At 64.2% G+C, this 19,011-nt stretch carries 14 protein-coding genes; 12 read left to right on the top strand and 2 right to left on the bottom strand.

Annotation, left to right across the window (positions count from 1 at the left end; genetic code table 11):
* Nucleotides 1-2 precede the first annotated feature (2 nt).
* The 3 genes from MKK04_RS24525 to MKK04_RS24515 all read left to right on the top strand — a co-directional run bounded on the left by MKK04_RS24525 (nucleotide 3) and on the right by MKK04_RS24515 (nucleotide 1,647).
* Nucleotides 3-599: a DUF924 family protein gene (locus MKK04_RS24525; RefSeq protein WP_063912031.1), complete on the top strand. Its 597-nt coding sequence runs from the start codon at nucleotides 3-5 to the stop codon at nucleotides 597-599.
* Nucleotides 600-823: 224 nt separating this feature from the next.
* Complete coding sequence (gene bamE, locus MKK04_RS24520) at nucleotides 824-1,078, top strand: outer membrane protein assembly factor BamE domain-containing protein (protein WP_003249234.1); 255 nt, start codon at nucleotides 824-826, stop codon at nucleotides 1,076-1,078.
* Nucleotides 1,075-1,647: a lipocalin family protein gene (locus MKK04_RS24515; RefSeq protein ID WP_207828367.1), complete on the top strand. Its 573-nt coding sequence runs from the start codon at nucleotides 1,075-1,077 to the stop codon at nucleotides 1,645-1,647. Before bamE ends, MKK04_RS24515 begins: the two co-directional genes overlap by 4 nt.
* A gap of 169 nt (nucleotides 1,648-1,816) precedes the next feature.
* Here MKK04_RS24515 and MKK04_RS24510 read toward each other — a convergent pair whose 3' ends face one another.
* Nucleotides 1,817-3,181: a formimidoylglutamate deiminase gene (locus MKK04_RS24510; protein WP_207828369.1), complete on the bottom strand. Its 1,365-nt coding sequence runs from the start codon at nucleotides 3,179-3,181 to the stop codon at nucleotides 1,817-1,819.
* Between the two features lie 145 nt (nucleotides 3,182-3,326).
* On the opposite strand from MKK04_RS24510, the gene hutC reads away from it, so the two are divergent.
* The 7 genes from hutC to hutG all read left to right on the top strand — a co-directional run bounded on the left by hutC (nucleotide 3,327) and on the right by hutG (nucleotide 11,760).
* The gene (hutC, locus tag MKK04_RS24505) at nucleotides 3,327-4,037 is read left to right on the top strand and encodes a histidine utilization repressor (protein WP_177328482.1); all 711 of its coding nucleotides are present in this window, start codon (nucleotides 3,327-3,329) and stop codon (nucleotides 4,035-4,037) included.
* Nucleotides 4,034-4,606, top strand: a complete 573-nt coding sequence (locus tag MKK04_RS24500; protein ID WP_063912026.1) for a HutD/Ves family protein — start codon at nucleotides 4,034-4,036, stop codon at nucleotides 4,604-4,606. The genes hutC and MKK04_RS24500 overlap by 4 nt, the downstream gene beginning before the upstream one ends.
* Before the next feature lie 254 nt (nucleotides 4,607-4,860).
* Complete coding sequence (hutU, locus tag MKK04_RS24495; protein ID WP_207828380.1) at nucleotides 4,861-6,534, top strand: urocanate hydratase; 1,674 nt, start codon at nucleotides 4,861-4,863, stop codon at nucleotides 6,532-6,534.
* A gap of 106 nt (nucleotides 6,535-6,640) precedes the next feature.
* Complete coding sequence (gene hutH / locus MKK04_RS24490; protein ID WP_063912025.1) at nucleotides 6,641-8,173, top strand: histidine ammonia-lyase; 1,533 nt, start codon at nucleotides 6,641-6,643, stop codon at nucleotides 8,171-8,173.
* A 148-nt stretch (nucleotides 8,174-8,321) separates the two neighbouring features.
* Complete coding sequence (locus tag MKK04_RS24485) at nucleotides 8,322-9,725, top strand: amino acid permease (protein ID WP_207828382.1); 1,404 nt, start codon at nucleotides 8,322-8,324, stop codon at nucleotides 9,723-9,725.
* A 15-nt stretch (nucleotides 9,726-9,740) separates the two neighbouring features.
* Entirely contained in the window at nucleotides 9,741-10,946 is a 1,206-nt protein-coding gene (gene hutI / locus MKK04_RS24480; protein ID WP_241106054.1) for an imidazolonepropionase, read from the top strand.
* A 10-nt stretch (nucleotides 10,947-10,956) separates the two neighbouring features.
* Complete coding sequence (gene hutG / locus MKK04_RS24475; RefSeq protein WP_241106053.1) at nucleotides 10,957-11,760, top strand: N-formylglutamate deformylase; 804 nt, start codon at nucleotides 10,957-10,959, stop codon at nucleotides 11,758-11,760.
* A gap of 59 nt (nucleotides 11,761-11,819) precedes the next feature.
* On the opposite strand, the gene MKK04_RS24470 is transcribed toward hutG, so the two are convergent.
* Nucleotides 11,820-17,348: a dermonecrotic toxin domain-containing protein gene (locus tag MKK04_RS24470; protein WP_241106052.1), complete on the bottom strand. Its 5,529-nt coding sequence runs from the start codon at nucleotides 17,346-17,348 to the stop codon at nucleotides 11,820-11,822.
* Between the two features lie 152 nt (nucleotides 17,349-17,500).
* Between MKK04_RS24470 and pip the strand changes: the two genes are divergently transcribed.
* Together pip and dtd are read left to right on the top strand one after the other, a co-directional pair.
* The gene (gene pip, locus MKK04_RS24465) at nucleotides 17,501-18,472 is read left to right on the top strand and encodes a prolyl aminopeptidase (protein ID WP_207828389.1); all 972 of its coding nucleotides are present in this window, start codon (nucleotides 17,501-17,503) and stop codon (nucleotides 18,470-18,472) included.
* On the top strand, nucleotides 18,469-18,906 hold the full coding sequence (gene dtd / locus MKK04_RS24460) for a D-aminoacyl-tRNA deacylase (protein WP_207828391.1): 438 nt from the start codon (nucleotides 18,469-18,471) through the stop codon (nucleotides 18,904-18,906). Before pip ends, dtd begins: the two co-directional genes overlap by 4 nt.
* Nucleotides 18,907-19,011 lie beyond the last annotated feature (105 nt).

Genomic DNA, 19,011 nt, shown 5'->3' with positions numbered 1-19,011 from the left:
TCATGCTCGCACCTTGGCAGCCGTTGCTGGAGTGGTGGTTCGGTTGGGGCACCAGTCCCCAGGCCGTGGCTGACGAGAAGAGCACGCTGTGGTTCGGCAAGCATCACGATGCCGAGGCCCATGCGCTGTTTGGCGAGCTGGTCGAGCACGCCCTGGCGGGTGGGCTCGACGAGTGGCAGCAAAGCCCGCAGGGCTGGCTGGGCCTGCTGATCCTGCTGGACCAGCTGCCACGCATGATCTACCGCGACACGCCGCGCGCCTTCGAGGGCGACCGGCGTGCCCAGGTGGTGGCGATGCAGGGTTTGCAGAAGAACTGGGATTACCAGTTGCTGCCGATCCAGCGGGTGTTCGTGCTGCTGGTGCTGGAGCATGCCGAAGTGCTTGACTGGCAGAACCTGTGCGTCGAGCGCTACCAGTTGCTGCTGGACGAGCAGCCCGAAGCCAACCGCCGGCTGTTCGAAGGCTTCCTCGACTATGCCGAGCAGCACCAACGGGTGATTGCCCGGTTTGGGCGCTTTCCGCACCGCAACCTGGTGCTGGAGCGGCCGAGCACCAGTGAAGAAATGGACTTTTTGCTGGAGCCAGGCTCCAGATTCTGAGGTTTTGTGGTCTGCTGCGCAGGCCATCGCGACGCAAGGCCGCCCCTGCACGGGGCGGCCTTTTTGTTTGGTCGGGATACTCCTTTGTGATTAATCGCACAGTAGTGGCCATCCGACCAATGGCGTAGGGGTAGAGGAGGGAGGGCAGGGAACCTGGGAGGGTTTTTATCGTCGAAGGTCACTACAGGCCACTCGCCTGTATCCCCTCTTCAGGAGTGTCCTTCATGTCGTTGCGTTCCCTCGCCCTGTTGTCGCTGTGCGTCGTCCTGACTGCCTGCAGCAAGATCAACCAGGAAAACTATTCCAAGATCAAGGCCGGTATGAACAAGGCCGAGGTCGAGCAGTTGCTCGGCACGCCGACCGAGTGCTCTGGCGCACTGGGCATGAGCAGCTGCACCTGGGGGGACGAGAAGAGCTTCATCAGCGTGCAGTACGCTGCAGACAAGGTACTGATGTATTCAGGGCAGGGTCTCAAATGAGGCGTCTGTATCTGCTGATGGGGGTATGCCTGGCGTTGCTGCTTGGTGGTTGTGCCGGCTCCGTGCACGATCCGCTGGCGCCGAAGACCGCTGGCCACATCGACCTCAAGCGCTACCAGGGCAAATGGTACGAGCTGGCGCGCCTGCCCATGCGCTACCAGACCGGCTGCGAACAGTCCGAGGCGCATTACAACCTCAAACTGGATGGTAGCCTCGGCGTGCTCAACCGCTGCCGTACCATGGGTGACGAATGGCTGCGCGCCGAAGGGCATGCGAGCATCCAGGAGCCGGGGCACACTGACAAGTTGTGGGTCGAGTTCGACAACTGGTTCACCAAGCTGGTGCCAGGTGTGGCCAGGGGCGAGTACTGGATTCTGTATGTGGATGAACGCTACCGCACGGCGGTGGTCGGCAGCCCGGATCGCAAGCACTTGTGGATCCTTTCGCGTACGCCGACGCTACCGGCCTGGGAGCGCGAGAACCTGATGTCCAGAGCACGGCAACAGGGGTATGACACCAGCCGCCTGATCTGGCGCGCGTCGGACCAGCAGATCGTCAAGAGGCACTGAGGTTCAGAGTGGTTGTGGGTGTGGGCCTACCCGCAACCGCGATGTATGGCACCGGCTTCGCCGGTGTTCGCGGGTAAACCCGCTCCCACAGGTACTGCACCGCATCTGAGTTCAGCGCCTCACCTGTGGGAGCGGGTTCACACGCGAATGCGAGAGAACTGCCGGTAGATCAGCCCAAAAGCTGCCGCAGTACCTCGGCAAACGCCAACCGGCTTTCCTCTTCCTGCGCATGCCGCCCCTGGCGCACCACCCACTGCCCATTCACCATCACATCCCGCACCTGGCGATCGCCCCCGGCAAACAGCCAGCGGTTGAGAATGGCATCTCCGTCCGCCATGGCGATGTAAGGGTCCTGCCCGTCGAGCACCAGCCAGTCGGCGCGCTTGCCCACAGCCAGCTCCCCGACCGCCTGCCCCAGCGCCTGTGCACCGCCCGCCAGCGCAGCGTCATACAGCGTGCGCCCGACCATCGGCTGGTCGCCGCGATACAGGCGGTTACGCCGCTGGTCGCGCAGCCGCTGGCCATATTCCAGCCAGCGCAGCTCCTCCACCACGCTCAGCGACACATGGCTGTCCGAACCAATGCCCATCCGCCCACCCTGTGCCAGGTAGTCCACTGCCGGGAAAATCCCGTCGCCCAGATTGGCCTCGGTGGTCAGGCACAGCCCGGCTACCGCGCCGCTGCGAGCCATGGCCGTAACTTCATCCGGCTCGGCATGGGTGGCATGCACCAGGCACCAGCGTGGGTCCACGTCCACATGTTCGTATAGCCACTGCAACGGGCGCAGGCCGCTCCAGGCCAGGCAGTCGTCGACTTCCTTCTGCTGCTCGGCGATATGGATATGCACCGGGCATTGCTTGTCGCTGGCTGCCAGCACCTCGGCGATCTGCCCGGGCGTCACCGCCCGCAGCGAATGGAAGCACAATCCCAGTTGCTGTGCGGGTTGTGCGGCCAGCAGCGGGGCCAGTTGCGCTTGCAGTTGCAGGTATTGCTCGGTGGAGTTGATGAAGCGCCGTTGCCCGTCATTCGGGGCCTGGCCGCCGAAGCCTGAATGGCTGTACAGCACCGGCAGCAAGGTCAGGCCAATGCCACTGTCGGCTGCGGCTGCGCTGATGCGGCGGGACAGTTCGGCCGGGTCGGCATAGGTCTTGCCGGCCTGGTCGTGGTGCACGTAGTGGAATTCGGCGACCGAGGTATAGCCGGCCTTGAGCATCTCGATGTACAGCTGGCGGGCGATGACCTGCAGCTGCTCCGGGCTGATCTGGCCGACCAGGCGGTACATCAGGTCGCGCCAGGTCCAGAAACTGTCATTGGGGTTGCCGGCGACCTCCGCCAGCCCTGCCATGGCGCGCTGGAAGGCATGCGAGTGCAGGTTGGGCATGCCGGGCAGCAGCGGGCCGGCCAGCCGCTCGGCGCCCTCGGCCGAGGCGCCCGGCTCGATGCGGGCCACGTGGCCATCGCGGGTGACCTCGATACGGACATGGCTGGCCCAGCCCGTGGGCAGCAGGGCGCGTTCGGCAAAGTAGGCGGACATCGGTGAAAATCCTGTTATTGTTAACTTGTATATACATATACAGGCGTTTGCCTGCCGGGTAAACTGCGGCAAGCTACCGCTCATTCCATTTGCACAAGGATCCAACGCCGTGCCGACACCTCCTGTCTCCGCGCTGGTTGCCCAGATGGGCGAGGGCCCGGCGCCGCTGTACGCCCGGGTCAAACAGATGATCATCCAGCAGATCGACAATGGCAGCTGGCCACCGCATCACCGGGTACCCTCGGAGAGCGAACTGGTCAGCGAGCTGGGCTTCAGCCGCATGACCATCAACCGCGCCCTGCGCGAACTCACCGCCGAAGGCCTGCTGGTGCGCATGCAAGGGGTCGGTACCTTCGTGGCCGAGCCCAAGGGGCGTTCGGCGCTGTTCGAGGTCAACAACATCGCCGACGAAATTGCCGCGCGTGGCCACCAGCATAGCTGCCAGGTGATCACCCTCACCGAGGAAGCGGCCGGTTCCGAGCGGGCCCTGGCCCTGGACATGCGTGAAGGCCAGCGGGTGTTCCACTCGCTGATCGTGCATTTCGAGAATGGCGTGCCGGTGCAGATCGAGGACCGCTACGTCAATGCGGCGATTGCCCCCGAGTACCTCAAGCAGGACTTCACCCGGCAGACGCCTTACGCCTATCTGTCGCAGGTGGCGCCGCTGACCGAGGGTGAGCACGTGGTCGAGGCGATCCTGGCCGAGCCGGAAGAATGCCGCCTGTTGCAGATCGAGCGGGGCGAGCCCTGCCTGCTTATCCGCCGTCGCACCTGGTCCGGCCGCCAGCCGGTGACCGCCGCGCGGCTGATCCACCCCGGTTCCCGTCATCGCCTGGAAGGACGTTTCAGTAAATGAGTCAGCTGCAGTTGTTGCGTGCGCAGGACTACCCGCGCATGCCGTGGAAGAACGGTGGCGGTTTCACCGAAGAAATTACCCGCGACAGTGGCGAGGGCCTGGACGGCTTTGGCTGGCGCCTGTCGATTGCCGATATCGAGGAGTCCGGCGGCTTTTCCACCTTCGCCGGCTACCAGCGGATCATCACCGTGCTGCAGGGCGACGGTATGCGCCTGCTGGTCGACGGCCAGGCCAGCCGGCCGTTGCTGCCGTTCGATGCCTTTGCCTTCAGCGGCGAGAGCCAGGTCAGCTGCAAGCTGCTGGGCGGGGCGATCCGCGATTTCAACCTGATCTATGCACCGCAGCGCTACCGGGCGCGGTTGCAGTGGTTCGATGGCACCAGCCGCTTGTACAGCTCGGCGTCGACGGTGTTGCTGTTCGCAGCCAGCAGCCAGGTCGAGGTTGGCATCGCCGGGCGTGAGACGCAGCGGTTGGGGTTGTATGACTGCTTGCGGCTGGAGGGCAATGACCAGTTGCTGGGGCTGGATGTGCAGGGGCGCTGCTGCCTGATCGAACTCATTCCAAGTTGAGATAGCCGGGGCTGCTGCGCAGCCCTTCGCGGGCTTGCCCGCTCCCACAGGTACAGCGCAAGCCTTGAAGGCTGTGAAGCGCTCTGTGGGAGCGGGCAAGCCCGCGAAGGGCCGCGCAGCGGCCCCGGCTTTTTTGCCGCTCAGCGGAAAGGTCCGATTATTTTGGTTGTCCATGCTTGTACATACAAGTAAAGATGTGTTTGTATATCTACCACGACATACCCGCCCGCGGACGACCGTAGAGGACCTTTCCCGTGACCGACAACAACAAATACCGTGACGTTGAGATCCGTGCCCCACGTGGCAACAAGCTGACTGCCAAAAGCTGGCTGACCGAAGCGCCACTGCGCATGCTGATGAACAACCTCGATCCACAGGTCGCGGAAAACCCGAAAGAACTGGTGGTGTACGGCGGTATCGGCCGTGCCGCGCGCAACTGGGCCTGCTACGACAAGATCGTCGAGACCCTGACCCGCCTGGAAGACGACGAAACCCTGCTGGTACAGTCGGGCAAGCCGGTTGGCGTGTTCAAGACCCACAGCAACGCCCCGCGCGTGCTGATCGCCAACTCCAACCTGGTGCCGCACTGGGCCAACTGGGAACACTTCAACGAACTGGACGCCAAGGGCCTGGCCATGTACGGCCAGATGACCGCCGGCAGCTGGATCTACATCGGCAGCCAGGGCATCGTCCAGGGCACCTACGAAACCTTCGTCGAAGCCGGTCGCCAGCATTACGGCGGCAGCCTGAAAGGCAAGTGGGTACTGACCGCCGGCCTGGGTGGCATGGGCGGCGCGCAGCCTCTGGCCGCCACCCTGGCCGGTGCCTGCTCGCTGAACATCGAATGCCAGCAGAGCCGCATCGACTTCCGCCTGGAAACCCGCTACGTCGACGAGCAGGCCACTGACCTCGACGACGCCCTGGCACGCATCGCCAAGTACACCGCCGAAGGCAAGGCCATCTCCATTGCCCTGCACGGCAACGCTGCCGAAATCCTGCCAGAGCTGGTCAAGCGTGGCGTGCGCCCGGACATGGTCACCGACCAGACCAGCGCCCACGACCCACTGAACGGCTACCTGCCGGCCGGCTGGACCTGGGAACAATACCGCGACCGTGCGCAGACCGAACCGGCTGCCGTGGTCAAGGCCGCCAAGCAGTCGATGGCCGTACATGTTCAAGCCATGCTCGACTTCCAGAAGCAGGGTATCCCGACCTTCGACTACGGCAACAACATCCGCCAGATGGCCAAGGAAGAAGGCGTGACCAATGCCTTCGACTTCCCGGGCTTCGTGCCGGCCTACATCCGCCCGCTGTTCTGCCGTGGCATCGGCCCGTTCCGCTGGGCGGCGCTGTCCGGTGATGCCGAAGACATCTACAAGACCGACGCCAAGGTCAAGGAACTGATCCCCGACGACGCCCACCTGCACCGCTGGCTGGACATGGCCCGCGAGCGCATCAGCTTCCAGGGCCTGCCGGCACGTATCTGCTGGGTTGGCCTGGGCCTGCGCGCCAAGCTGGGCCTGGCGTTCAACGAAATGGTACGCAGCGGCGAGCTGTCGGCACCGATCGTGATCGGCCGTGACCACCTGGACTCCGGTTCGGTGTCCAGCCCCAACCGTGAAACCGAAGCCATGCGTGACGGCTCCGATGCCGTCTCCGACTGGCCGCTGCTCAACGCCCTGCTGAACACCGCCGGCGGTGCTACCTGGGTTTCGCTGCACCACGGTGGTGGCGTGGGCATGGGCTTCTCCCAGCACTCGGGCATGGTCATCGTCTGCGACGGTACCGATGAAGCCGCCGCGCGTATCGCGCGCGTGCTGACCAACGACCCAGGGACCGGTGTAATGCGTCATGCCGATGCCGGTTACGACATCGCCATCGACTGTGCCAAGGAGCAGGGCCTGGACCTGCCGATGATCACTGGCTGATCGCCACGCTTTGGATCGCACCCCACAAGGGTGATACTGAACAACAAGAAGGGGCGCGCAGGCACCAGAAAACGGGCCTGCGGCTCCACGCGATTGGAGTAGTGAAGTGACCGAATTGACCCTCAAGCCCGGCACCCTGACCCTGGCCCAGCTGCGCGCCATCCATGCCGCGCCCGTGCGCCTGCAACTGGACGCCAGCGCCGCGCCGGCCATCGACGCCAGCGTTGCCTGCGTCGAGCAGATCATTGCCGAAGACCGTACCGCCTACGGCATCAACACCGGTTTCGGCCTGCTGGCCTCGACCCGCATCGCCAGCCACGACCTGGAAAACCTGCAGCGCTCGCTGGTGCTGTCCCACGCCGCCGGTGTCGGCGCGCCGCTGGATGACGACCTGGTGCGGCTGATCATGGTGCTGAAGATCAACAGCCTCAGCCGTGGCTTCTCCGGCATCCGCCGCAAAGTCATCGACGCGCTGATCGCCCTGGTCAACGCCGAAGTGTACCCGCACATCCCGCTGAAGGGTTCGGTGGGCGCTTCCGGTGACCTCGCCCCGCTGGCGCACATGTCGCTGGTGCTGCTGGGTGAAGGCAAGGCCCGCTACAAGGGCCAGTGGCTGCCAGCCACCGAAGCCCTGGCTGTGGCCGGCCTCGAGCCGCTGACCCTGGCCGCCAAGGAGGGCCTGGCCCTGCTCAACGGTACCCAGGCGTCCACCGCCTATGCCCTGCGTGGCCTGTTCCAGGGCGAAGACCTGTACGCCGCCGCCATCGCCTGCGGCGGCCTGAGTGTCGAAGCCGCACTGGGCTCGCGCTCGCCGTTCGATGCGCGCATCCACGAAGTGCGCGGCCAGCGTGGCCAGATCGACACTGCTGCCTGCTTCCGTGACCTGCTGGGCGACTCCAGCGAAGTGTCGCTGTCGCACAAGAACTGCGACAAGGTCCAGGACCCGTACTCGCTGCGTTGCCAGCCGCAGGTCATGGGCGCCTGCCTGACCCAGCTGCGCCAGGCCGCCGAGGTACTGGGCATCGAAGCCAACGCCGTATCGGACAACCCACTGGTGTTCGCTGCCGAGGGTGACGTGATTTCCGGCGGCAACTTCCACGCCGAGCCGGTGGCCATGGCCGCCGACAATATCGCCCTGGCCATCGCCGAAATCGGTTCGCTCAGCGAGCGCCGTATCTCGCTGATGATGGACAAGCACATGTCCCAGCTGCCGCCGTTCCTGGTGGAAAACGGCGGGGTCAACTCCGGCTTCATGATCGCCCAGGTCACCGCTGCTGCCCTGGCCAGCGAGAACAAGGCCCTGTCGCACCCGCACAGCGTCGACAGCCTGCCAACTTCGGCCAACCAGGAAGACCACGTGTCGATGGCCCCGGCTGCCGGCAAGCGCCTGTGGGAAATGGCCGAAAACACCCGTGGCGTGCTGGCCATCGAATGGCTGGGCGCCTGCCAGGGCCTGGACCTGCGCAAGGGCCTGAAGACTTCCGCCAAGCTGGAGCAGGCGCGCCAGGCGCTGCGCAGCGAAGTGCCGCACTACGACCGTGACCGTTTCTTCGCGCCCGACATCGAAAAGGCCGTGGAACTGTTGGCCAAGGGTAGCCTGACCGGCCTGCTGCCGGCGGGTGTGCTGCCAAGCCTGTAATGCCCCTAGGGCCGCGTTGCGGCCCATCGCGAGCAAGCTCGCTCCTACAAAGGCAACGCATTCCCTTGTAGGAGCGAGCTTGCTCGCGATTGGGCAGCATGGCGGCCCCCTCGATCTCACGACCACAAAAACAATTCAAGGACGTGACATGCAACAAGCTCAAGGTCTCAAGCGCGGGCTGAGTGCCCGCCACATCCGTTTCATGGCCCTCGGTTCCGCCATCGGCACGGGCCTGTTCTACGGCTCCGCCTCGGCCATCCAGATGGCCGGCCCAGCCGTGCTGCTGGCCTACCTGATCGGTGGCGCCGCCGTGTACATGGTCATGCGCGCGCTCGGTGAAATGGCCGTGCACAACCCGGTTGCCGGCTCGTTCGGCCACTACGCCAGCACCTACCTCGGCCCCATGGCCGGCTTCATCCTCGGCTGGACCTACGCCTTCGAGATGGTCATCGTCGCCATCGCCGACGTTACCGCCTTCGGTATCTACATGGGCTTCTGGTTCCCGGAAGTGGCCCGCTGGATCTGGGTGCTGGGCATCGTCTTCCTGATCGGCGGCCTCAACCTGTGCAACGTCAAGGTCTTTGGCGAAATGGAATTCTGGCTGTCGCTGCTCAAGGTCGGCGCCATCGTGGCGATGATCCTGGCCGGCCTCGGCATCATGGCATTCGGCTTCAGCCAGGTTGGCACCGGGCAAGCCGTGGGTGTCAGCAACCTGTTCGACCACGGTGGCTTCATGCCCAATGGCGTGGGTGGCCTGATCGCCTCCTTTGCCGTGGTGATGTTCGCCTTCGGCGGCATCGAGATCATCGGCGTCACCGCCGGTGAGGCCAAGGACCCGCAGCGGGTCATCCCCAAGGCGATCAACGCCGTGCCGTTGCGCATCCTGCTGTTCTACGTGCTCACCCTGTTCGTGCTGATGTGCCTGTTCCCATGGCCACAAATCGGCAGCCAGGGCAGCCCGTTCGTGCAGATCTTCAGCAACCTGGGCATCGGTTCCGCCGCCGCCGTGCTGAACGTCGTGGTTATTTCCGCCGCGATCTCGGCCATCAACAGCGACATCTTCGGCGCCGGTCGCATGATGTACGGCCTCGCGCAGCAAGGCCATGCCCCGCGCGGCTTCAGCAAGCTGTCGAAGCACGGCGTGCCATGGATGACCGTGGTGGTGATGGGTGCTGCGCTGCTGATCGGTGTGCTGCTCAACTACCTGATCCCGGAGAACGTGTTCCTGCTGATCGCATCGATCGCCACCTTCGCCACCGTGTGGGTGTGGCTGATGATCCTGGTCACCCAGGTGGCCATGCGCCGCAGCATGAGCCGTGAACAGGTGGCCCAGTTGCAGTTCCCGGTACCGTTCTGGCCTTACGGCCCGGCCATGGCCATTGCGTTCATGGTGTTCATCTTTGGCGTGCTCGGTTACTTCCCGGATACCCAGGCGGCATTGCTTGTCGGCGTGGTCTGGGTGGTGTTCCTGGTGGCGTCCTACCTGCTGTGGTGCAAGCCGCGCGCAGGGCAGGGCCAGCCGGCAGCGCAACCGGCCGAGCTGCACCGCTAGTACAGGAGTAAATGTATGAGAACCGTCTGGCAGCACTGCCATGTGGCAACCATGGCCGAGGGCCGTTACTCGGCCATCGAGGACGCGGCCATTGTCACCAACGCCGGGCTGATCGAGTGGATCGGCCCACGCACCGAGCTGGCGTCGGTGGAGGCCGAGCGTACGGTGGACCTGGGCGGCGCCTGGGTCACCCCGGGGCTGATCGACTGCCACACCCATGCGGTGTTCGGTGGCAACCGCAGCGGTGAGTTCGAGCAGCGCCTGCAGGGCGTGAGCTATGCCGAAATCGCCGCACAGGGCGGTGGCATCGCCAGCACCGTGCGGGCCACCCGCGCGGCCAGCGAGGACGAGTTGTTCGCCAGTGCTCGCCAGCGGGTCCAGGCGCTGATGCGTGACGGCGTGACCACCATCGAGGTCAAGTCCGGCTACGGCCTGGACCTGGCCAACGAGCGCAAGATGCTGCGCGTGGCCCGGCGCCTGGCCGACGAGTTGCCGCTGGCGGTGCGCGCCACCTGCCTGGCCGCCCACGCCTTGCCGCCGGAGTACGCCGGCCGGGCTGACGACTACATCGCGCATATCTGCGACGAAATGTTGCCGGCCCTGGCCGCCGAAGGCCTGGTGGACGCCGTGGATGCCTTCTGCGAACACCTGGCATTCTCCCCGGCCCAGGTCGAGCGGCTGTTCATCAAGGCGCGCGAGCTGGGCCTGCCGGTCAAGTTGCACGCCGAGCAGTTGTCCTCGCTGCACGGTTCCAGCCTGGCGGCGCGCTACCAGGCGCTGTCAGCCGACCACCTGGAGTTCATGACCGAGGATGACGCCATTGCCATGGCAAACGCTGGCACGGTCGCCGTGCTGCTGCCGGGCGCGTTCTACTTCCTGCGCGAAACCCAGCTGCCGCCGATGGACGCGTTGCGCCGCCACGGCGTGAAGATCGCCCTGGCCAGCGACCTCAACCCCGGCACCTCGCCAGGGCTGTCGCTGCGTCTGATGCTGAACATGGGCTGCACCTGCTTCCGCATGACCCCAGAAGAAGCCTTGGCCGGTGTCACCGTGCACGCGGCCACGGCGCTGGGCCTGGGCGACAGCCATGGCTCGCTGGAAGTGGGCAAGGTCGCCGACTTCGTCGCCTGGCAGATCGAACGCCCAGCCGACCTGGCCTACTGGCTGGGCGGTGACCTGCCCAAGCGCGTGGTGCGCAAGGGCCACGAGATTTCCAACTGAGAGAGGCACGATGGACAAGGTACTGAGTTTTCACCAGGGCCGCCTGCCGCTGCTGATCAGCATGCCCCATGCCGGCCTGAAACTGTCGCCGGCTGTACGAGATGGCCTGGTCGACCAGGCGCGCAGCCTGCCGGATACCGACTGGCATATTCCACGGCTGTATGACTTTGCCCGCGAGATGGGCGCCAGTGTGGTGGCAGCGGAGTATTCGCGCTTCGTCATCGACCTGAACCGCCCGGATGACGACAAGCCGCTGTACGCCGGCGCCACCACTGGCCTGTACCCAGCCACGCTGTTCGATGGCGAGCCATTGTTCAAGGACGGGCTGGAGCCGACTGGCGAGGAACGCAAGCAGTATCTGGAGCAGATCTGGCGCCCCTACCACGACACGATTCGTCGCGAGCTGGCGCGGCTGCGCGAGCAGTTCGGCTACGCCCTGCTGTGGGACGCCCACTCGATCCGTTCGCTGATCCCGCACCTGTTCGACGGCAAGCTGCCAGACTTCAACCTGGGCACCTTCAACGGCGCCAGCTGCGACCCGGCTCTGGCCGAACAGCTGAATGGGGTCTGCGCCCAGGCCCAGGGCTACAGCCATGTGCTCAATGGCCGCTTCAAGGGCGGGCATATCACCCGGCATTATGGCGACCCGGCCAACCACATCCATGCGGTGCAGCTGGAGCTGGCGCAGAGCACCTACATGGAGGAAACCGAGCCGTTCGATTACCGCGAAGACCTGGCCCGGCCGACACAGGAGGTGTTGAAACAGCTTCTGCAGGCGCTGCTGGACTGGGGCGAGGCGCGTTACGCGCGGTGAAGCTCGCCAACGAGAATGGCGACGCGATGCAGGTCATGCGCGTCGCCAGTCACTGCGGGTCAGTTGGTGTTGATCTGCTTGATGGTGAGTTCGCGCAGTAGCTCCTGCTCTTCCTGATCCTTGTCATCCTGCAGGCCTTGCTGCAAGTTCAACTCGTCCTGAAGCGAGTGGTCCTTGCTGGCCAGCTCGAGCACGCGCAGGCGGAAACGGGCCTCTATTTCGGCGAAGCGGTCGGCATATTCGGTTCGCAGACGCATGCTCCAATCCGGATTCGCCAGCATGTAGTCGACCAGTGCATCGCTCAGTTCACTTTTGCGGACCTTTTCCAGCACGTTGGATAGCTCATCGCGCGCCAGGTTCGCAGCCCCTCGAAAACGCATGCTGTCGGCGATCGGCAGGTCCAGTTCCCTGGCCAGTTCGCGACGGTAGGCCAGGCGCACCGAGACCCGGTCACCCGTGCCAGTCCGTTGGTTGGCCAGTAACTCCAGCCGTTCGATCCGGAAAAGCTGCAACAGGCGATGTCGCAGTGCTTGCAGGGTATCGCCGGCGTCGATCAACAGGCGTTGGCTCATCAGGTACAGTTCAATGTTGTTGAACTCCTGCAGCGCGCCATCATGGCAGGTCTGCGAGCCGGTTTCCGGGTCTGGCAACGCTGCTGCGGCGATGCTCTCCATGATCGGTCGTTCGGATTCGTTGCTTGCAGCCACCACCAGCATCATGCGTACCCGTTCGCAGAAGGTGGTTCGCGTATTCGGGTCAACGTATGGGGCGGCATTGTGCAAACGGCCCACCAGACGCAACAGGTCACTGCCTTCCAGTTGTTCCCAACAGTCCTGCAGCGCCTCGTTCTGCGCCTCGCTGCCCAGCATCCAGTCCTCCAGCCTGGGCGTATCGTCGCCCAGCAGGGGGAAGTGAGGGTGGTCGAGTGACCCTTCGCTCGAAGAATCGACGGCCATCAGGTTGCCCGGAATATCCAGGGCAAAGGAATAGCTGTGCTGGCTGCTGTCCGAGAACGCGCGTACCCGCAGGATGGTTTCAAGCGGCAGCGGGTTGTCGAACAGGGCGATCGACGAGATCGGCATGGGGTTGTTCAGGTTCGAGAGGATGTGCTCGGGCAACTGGGTAATGTTGTTCGAGCTCAGGTCCAGCAGCTCCAGCGGCAGCAAGCTGTCACACCAGCTAGGCCAGGCTTGCAGGTTCATGTTGGTCAGTGCGAGTGACTGCAGGCTGCTGGACAGTGATGCGGGTACCCGCTCGATGCTGCCCACACGGTTGCCTGACAGGTCCAGCGAGGTCAGGTGTTGCAGCCCTGCGAAGATATCCAGCATGGCCTGGTCGACTTCCAGCCCCATGTTGCGAAACTCCAGGTAGGCGAGCTGGGGAAGGCGAGCCAGGGCCGATGCCAGCGCGGGGGTGGCGGCCTGGTGCTCGTCGATGGTCAGTCGGGTGACGTTCGGGAACCGCCTGAGCAGTTCATCGAGCTGCGAGGCGCTGCCCCGTAACCGCGTCAGGCCAAGTGCACGCACGCGCGCACCGAAGAACGCCGGAAGCCGCCTGGGGAAATGCTCGATGGCCACCTCCTCGAGTTGCAAGCGAAGGTATGACTGGCCCTGCTCCTGTTGTTCCCAGAATTGACTGATCGCCGACTCGATGCGCTGCCTGTCTGCCAGCGCGGCCTGGGTCAAGGGGTTGCTCGAGCTGGACGCCTGGGCCCAGCCATCGATCGCTTCGCGCATCTGTTGTCGCTCCTCGCGAATGCGGGCGAGCTGTTCGGAAAGTGCTGCGGGCTGGTCCGTGGTGATACCCGACGTGTCGAAACGCTCATTCAGCAGCAAGCGCTGCAGGTGGGATTCATTGATGCTGTTGCCTTCCAGGGCGATCACCGGTGGAGTGGTCAGCGTGTCTGTTTCGTGAAGCAGGAACGAGGGCAACGACCTGAGGTTGTTGTGGCGCAACGACAGACGGGCAATGCGCGCCAAGGCGTCGCTGCCAATCCCGATTGGCCATTGGGCCAGCTGCATCTGGTCCAGGCCCAGGTAGTCCAGGGTCAGTTCATGGAAACTTGGCCTGTTGCCCTGCGCCAGACGGTTACCACTCAGGTCCAGGTATCTCAACTGGCGAAGCCCTGCCAGCAGGTTCAGGTCACTTTCGGAAAGCGCCATGTTCTGGTTGGTGATCACCAGCCGTTGCAACCCTGGCAAGTGTTCGGTGATGGTGGGAATGCAAAACAGGAAGGACGAGGGCGTTGCCCTGGGGTCGAACGGCCGGCTGATTTCCAGCGACTCGATCTGTGGCATCTGCCTGAGCAGGCGCTGCAGCAGGCGCTCGTTTTGCGCCCAGCCTGCCAGGGTTCCTGAAGGCAGGTCGATCAGGCTCAGGCTGCGCACCCGTGCGTTGAAGAAATCGGGCAAGGTCAGGGGGATGTCGGCCAGGGGCACACGGGCGATACGCAGCTCGGTGCCAGGCCCGGCGCTGTCGTCCAGTGCGGCGTCGTACCAATGTTGCATGATCGAGTCACGCAGGTTGTCGTAGTCGTGTGCTGCCTGGTCGGTTGCCGGCGAAATGGCTTCGCTCCAGTCGTCCAGCCTGCTTTGCAGCTCGTTGCGCTGCTCCAGCAGTGTCTGCAAATGTTCGAATATCTGCAGCGGTGTACGGCCGTGGCCGGCAAGTGCCAGCAGCACCTGGTCCGGGGAGCGGCCGGTACGAGCAGCGAGGCCTGTGGCTTCGACAGCTTCGAGCAGGCGCTGGCGGGTGACGCCTTGCGTGGCCGGGCCGCCGCCACTGAGCGGGTAGCCGAGGCGGCCGTCGGCCAGGCGCATGGGGGAGCGATAGCCAGGGCGTACCGGCTGCATGCCCAGCAGCACCCTCAGGGCCGGGCGAGGCAGCAACGGGCTTTCCTGTACAAGGCGCTGCAGCGCTTGCGGGGCGGCGACATCCATTTGTGCCATGGCCGCTGGCAGTGCCTCGTACAAGGCGGCGTAAAGGCTTGGGTGGGTTGTGACCACCGCACTCGACAGGTTTTCGTCGTGGACGATGTACCCTGCCCGGGCGTGGGTGATGGTCTTGTACGGGTGGTCGTCCAGCGGGCCTATGGCATGGTCCTGGGTCGGCCAGGACACACGCTGGAGCAGCCGGAGCCTGGTTTCTGTGGGCCAGCCTGGCAGGCGTTCGAGGGTGTGCATGATCAACCGGTCGCTGTCCCAGTTTGGCACGCTGGACAGGTACAGCCCTTCACGGGCGCGGGCCAGGCGGATGTGTTGCTGGTAGACGCGGGCCTCCTCGCCAAGGCGCAGTGGTACCTTGCCGTTGTCGAGCATTTGCAGCTCGTCGGTACTGGCGCCGCGCGCCAGCTCGTTGGCGACTGCTACCGGCAGTTTCGGGTACACCCGCTGTATGGCCTCGGCGCCCGGCGCCAGGCTGAGCGGCAGGCTGGCATAGGCCTTGGAAAACTCAGCTGGGCGAGTGCTGGCATCCGGCAGTTGGCGGATCGTTTCGTCCAGCTTGAAGCGTTGCAGGGTGTCTTCCAGCAAGGCCGGCAGCCGTTGGCTGTCGGCCAGGGCCCGGCGCAGCTCGTCTTCGTGTATGCCGCTGACGGCGAAAATCCGTTGCAGTGTCGGCTCGTCGAAGTGCGCGCTCAAGTGGCCGATACGGCGCAATAGCGTCGTGCCCGACCAACTCAGTGGCTTGTCCGTTACCTGCAACCATGCCCCGGCACCGTTGTGCCGCACTGGCGGTTGGTAGCGGCGAGGATTTGCCGGGTGTTGCAGACGATACTCACCGGTCGTTGGCGCTGGTGTGACGTTGTACTGATTGCCCTGCAATACCAGCCAGCGTCTCCCTTGGTGATGCCGTAGGCCCAGTTCGTCCGGTACCAGGTCGTCGGGCAGTGTCTCTGTGCTTTGGTAGGGCGTGAGGTCGGGTTTCCACAGGCGCGTCTGGCCATCGGGTGTTTCCACGTCTTCCAGTTCTTCGATGAAGGAAGGCGTTTCCACAGGAATACGTGCCAGCTCTGGCGCCTCATCCGCTGGCTCTTCGATCTCCGGCCCTTCCAGCGCGTTGCCGGCTTCGCCGCCCCGTGAACCTCCCAATGCCTTGGCTGCCGCGCCGAGGGCGGCCATGATCGCCACGTTTTCGATCACATCGACCAGGTAGCCATAGGCTGTATCACGCTCGTCGTTTTCCCAGGCGTCGATACCGTCATACACCTCATGGGCCAGCTGGGCCAGGCACACGGCAAGCATCGCTTCGCCCAGCCCCGGCACGAAGAAGCCGGCGATGTTCAAGCCCGTCAGTACGCGGCTGGCAATCAGTTCCCGGTGGGCGAGTGCGGTGCGCCGGTCGACGATTTCGGTCGGCGTGGCGTGGAACAGCACATCCTTCTCATGACGCTGGGCCTTCTGGAAGGCCATCACGCCCTGGAATGCGTGGCTGAAAGGCCTTTTGACCGGGTACAGGGTGGCGTGCGGGTCCGGAACACGTTCCTGAAGGCCGCGGACACTCCAGGCGAGTGGGGTGAGCCGGTCCTTGACGCGGGTGATTATGGGCGCCTTGTCGCGGTCGGCGAGGTGCCTGTCCAGGTAGCCGATATCGGCCTGGAGCCTGTCGCGCAATTCGTCGTGCAGGGCTTTCTGGCTGGTGAACTCCTTGAGTGGCGTCGTGCTGTCTTCAGGAATATACAGGGCCACGGCCTGATGCCCTGCGGCTTGCAGGGTGATGAGCACAACCCCGGTCAGTTCGGCTTCCCACAAGTCGAGCAAGCTGAAGGTAATCGGTGAGGAGGGCGACGGCGCCTGGTCAAGTGGCGCGGCTAGAGCGGCGGTATATAGCGTTTCGCTGATGTCGCCCTTGAGGCGGGCGAAATGCAGGGATTGCCGGAATGCCGAGACCTCGGCACGCCCCAGGGTTTCATAAACGGCCAGTGCGGTTTCATCGGCGCTGAGCGGCGGCGTGGCCGCCGGATAGTAGATGGCATGTACCCGCTCATGGTACTTGCCGCCGATATCCAGCGTGCGACACAAGTCGGCGAAGTCTTCGGCGGCGATGTCCAGTGCATTGATGATCGGCACGGTACCCATGAAGCGCCGATGATCGACGATGACCGACTTCTTCAGCAGGCTAGCGGGCGCGTCCATGCCATGTTCAGTGGTGGCGGGCAGGTCGAAGTTGTGCAAGGCGCAATGCAGCAGCGAGCGCGTAGCCCGGTCGATGGCCTGGCGGCTGTCGATGGCACTGGTCGCCTCGATCAGGCGGGCATCGATGAGGTAGGTGTTGCGCACGTCCAGGTCAAGCCCGAATTGCTGCTTGACGGCTTCGGTGAGTGCTTGGGTGGCGTAGGTTTCCAGGGTTGGAAGCTGTTCGAACAGCTTGTGCACCTGCGCCTGGTGTTCGCGGTGGCGTGCATGCTCCTCCTGCCATGCCTTGGCGACTTCCGGTTGTTGCTGGAGTGCCGTTGCCAGCCAGGCAGGGGTTTGAAGCCAGTTGCGCATCGCGCGGTGGGTTTCTGGCGGAGCCTGCTTGAGCCAGGTGGGGACTTTGCGCTCGATGGTGGCGTAGTGAACACTAGGCGCGGCAGTGACTGCAGTTGGCATGGCGAGGCCCTTGCTTGATTTGGGGCAAGGGACTATCGCTGGCCTGTCCGGGCTGTGGGAGGTAGATATATGTGCCCTTCAGGGGCAGTGCTCAAAGCGCAATTCAGGTTTATGATGGCCCACGGCTGAATAATCCTCACACGGAGTGCGCAATGCAGACCCTGTACCCGCAGATCAAACCCTACGCCCGGCACGATCTGGCCGTGGAAGCGCCGCATGTGCTGTATGTCGATGAAAGCGGCTCGCCAGAAGGTCTGCCAGTGGTATTCATCCACGGCGGCCCGGGCGCCGGTTGCGACGCCCAGAGCCGCTGCTACTTCGACCCCACCCTGTACCGCATCATCACCTTCGACCAGCGCGGCTGTGGTCGCTCCACGCCGCACGCGAGCCTGGAGAACAACACCACCTGGCACCTGGTCGAGGACCTGGAGCGCATCCGCGAGCACCTGGGCATTGATAAATGGGTGCTGTTCGGCGGCTCGTGGGGTTCCACCCTGGCCCTGGCCTACGCCCAGACCCACCCCGAGCGGGTACATGGCCTGATCCTGCGCGGTATCTTCCTGTGCCGCCCCCAGGAAATCCAGTGGTTCTACCAGGAAGGCGCCAGCCGCCTGTTCCCCGACTACTGGCAGGACTACATCGCGCCGATCCCGCCGGAAGAGCGCGGTGACCTGGTATCGGCCTTCCACAAGCGCCTGACCGGCAACGACCAGATCGCCCAGATGCACGCGGCCAAGGCCTGGTCCACCTGGGAGGGCCGTACTGCCACCTTGCGCCCCAACCCGCTGGTGGTCGATCGCTTCTCCGAGCCGCAGCGCGCGCTGTCGATCGCCCGTATCGAATGCCACTACTTCATGAACAATGCTTTCCTCGAGCCGGATCAGCTGATTCGCGACCTGCCGAAAATTGCTCATCTGCCGGCGGTGATCGTGCATGGCCGCTATGATGTGATTTGTCCGCTGGACAACGCCTGGGCGCTGCACCAGGCCTGGCCGAACAGCGAACTGAAGGTTATCCGTGACGCTGGCCACGCGGCTTCCGAACCGGGCATCACCGATGCCTTGGTGCGTGCTGCCGACCAGATGGCCCGACGTTTGCTCGATCTGCCCCTGGAAGAAGCATGAGGGGCCTGCTGCAACGTGTGCGCGGCGCACGGGTGGAAGTAGCGGGGGAGGTGGTAGGTGCCATCGACCAAGGTTTGCTGGTGCTGGTGGCCGTCGAGCCTGAAGATACCCGTGAGCAGGCCGACAAGCTGCTGCACAAGCTGTTGAACTACCGGGTGTTCAGTGACGAGCAGGGCAAGATGAACCTGTCGCTCAAGGATGTCGGGGGTGGTTTGTTGCTGGTGTCGCAGTTCACCCTGGCGGCAGACACCCGCAACGGCATGCGCCCGAGCTTCTCGACGGCAGCGCCACCGGCCCTCGGCGCCGAGTTGTTCGACTATCTTTTGCAGCAAGCCAGGGCTCGGCACGCCGACGTGGCAAGCGGGCAATTCGGCGCAGACATGCAGGTGCACCTGGTCAATGATGGCCCCGTAACATTTATGTTACAAATGTGAGGGCAAAAAACCCCTTGTTCACAAGAAAACAAGGGGTTTTGTACGATAAATAGTTGTTCCAGCCTGATGCGTTGTCACGCGACCTGCTGGATAATCGCGCGCTGC

Origin of the sequence: Pseudomonas sp. LS.1a, assembly GCF_022533585.1 — a bacterium.
Classification (GTDB): Bacteria; Pseudomonadota; Gammaproteobacteria; order Pseudomonadales; family Pseudomonadaceae; genus Aquipseudomonas.
The sequence above is the reverse complement of the archived record's forward strand: the minus strand, read 5'-3'. Positions and strand labels throughout refer to the sequence as shown.